General features: G+C 51.2%; 3 protein-coding genes. All 3 read right to left on the bottom strand.

Going from position 1 to position 1,722, the window contains the following annotated elements; genetic code table 11:
- Window positions 1-35: 35 nt before the first annotated feature.
- The gene (locus tag CXF87_RS11915) at window positions 36-701 is read right to left on the bottom strand and encodes a response regulator transcription factor (protein ID WP_035561703.1); all 666 of its coding nucleotides are present in this window, start codon (window positions 699-701) and stop codon (window positions 36-38) included.
- A gap of 14 nt (window positions 702-715) precedes the next feature.
- Window positions 716-1,249, bottom strand: a complete 534-nt coding sequence (locus CXF87_RS11910) for a cupredoxin domain-containing protein (RefSeq protein ID WP_101146764.1) — start codon at window positions 1,247-1,249, stop codon at window positions 716-718.
- A gap of 283 nt (window positions 1,250-1,532) precedes the next feature.
- Window positions 1,533-1,722 (bottom strand): CopD family protein (locus CXF87_RS11905; RefSeq protein WP_198556080.1); only part of this gene is annotated, 190 nt, incomplete at its 5' end.

The following is a 1,722-nucleotide window of genomic DNA, read 5'->3' as shown; positions in this document are numbered from 1 at the left end:
GCCAGGCGAGTAGTCGAATACGTAAACTACGCCGATCAATGTGAAGCAAAGAAATACCCCTGGCCGCGGCGAGTTTGGATAATTGTTTTGCCTAGATAACGACGCAGACGAGCGACATAGACTTCGACCAAGTTAGGCGCGGCGGCATCCTGATCCAATGCATAGAGCTGCTCTAGTAGCTGCTCTTTCGAGTGAATGCGATCAGGATGCAGCATTAAGTAGCGTAGTAACCGAAACTCGGTCGCCGTGAGCGAACGCCACGTTTCACCTTCTAAGCACACGCGTTGACCCGCTTCATCCAACGAAATGCCGTTAAGCGTGATCACTTGAGATAACTGACCAGACTGCCTGCGTAGCAAGGCCTTCAGCCGGGCCATCAGTTCGGCTTCGTGGAAGGGCTTGGTAAGATAGTCATCGGCCCCCGTCTCAAGACCGACAACTTTATCTTCCCAGGTATCGCGGGCCGTCAGGATCAAAATAGGCGTGTCGCGTTTTTGCCTGCGCCACTGGGCGAGCAGATCCAGCCCTGAGCCGTCGGGCAAACCGACATCTAAGATCGCCAGTTCATAATGCTCGGTTGCCATCAGCGACTTGGCCGCTTTCAAGGAAGCGGCCAAATCAACCAGGTAACCGTTGTCTTTGAGACTCTCTGCCAAGCTTTCCGCTAGCAAGTCATCATCTTCAAGTAGCAACAGTTTCATGGATATACGTCAGATTAGAGAGAAAAATTGCCGTACATGCCGGATTCATAATGACCAGGAATGTTACAGGCATACTCTAGCTCGTTAACATTGTCAGGGACACTCCATAATAAAGTCCCGGTTTCACCAGGCGCAATGGTGACACCTGCCATACTCATATTGGCCATATCGTGACCATCGCCGTTTGACATATTGGACATATCGTGGCCTTCACCGTGTGCCATATTCGACATGTCATGGCCTCCGCCATTGGCCATGTCTAGCATCATTTTTCGATGCTCTTCTTGGGCTTCTTTGCTACCAATCACAAATTCATGCTCTAAATTGCCGGTGTTGGTGATTTCAAATTTAACCACCTCCCCAGCCGCCAGTTCTAGCTCTTCAGGGTCGAACCACATATCGCCAGCCTCAAGGCTGATCGTGCGGTCAACGTCAGCCTCGGTTAGGCCATTGTCACCACTGCCTTGGCCGGGCGAAGCCCATGCCGCACTCGTTATCAAACTGAGTGAAAGGGCAAACAAAGACGTTGTTAAGGAGATGTTGCGCATGGTCATTTACCTCAGAGGTTATTGTCACTTGTTCTTTATACGGCGTTAACCTGAAACGAGCCTGAACCTAACGTAAAAATATGGCCTGCTACCCAAAAGCATTTCTAACATGATGATGGATCCTGCCCCCCCTGATTAGAGTCAACGCTGCAGCAATGACTTTTCGTCTTGTTGGTGCAATTGCCTATGGCAGCCTCCGCCTAAACCTCAGCGTAAGGCCCATAAGAAGGAGACCGTTAATTTCGAGCTCTGGAACGGCTCAACAAGGTGGTTGACCTGTTAGTCACCCATTCGGTGATGACACTCTTGTCAGCACTGCCGTGATCAACAAGATAACCGCGACCAGCACCATCTCCAGTGCAATACTTCTCTGTAACCGTCCTGGGGCTGTTGCGTCGCCGCTCTCAAAGGCCGGCACAAGCCGCCACTTGTTCGCGGCAGCAAATAACAGTAGCGCCGCCACAATCAATACC

This window comes from Halomonas sp. MES3-P3E, assembly GCF_002836035.1.
In the GTDB taxonomy this organism is placed as follows: Bacteria; Pseudomonadota; Gammaproteobacteria; order Pseudomonadales; family Halomonadaceae; genus Vreelandella; species Vreelandella arctica.
The sequence above is the reverse complement of the archived record's forward strand: the minus strand, read 5'-3'. Positions and strand labels throughout refer to the sequence as shown.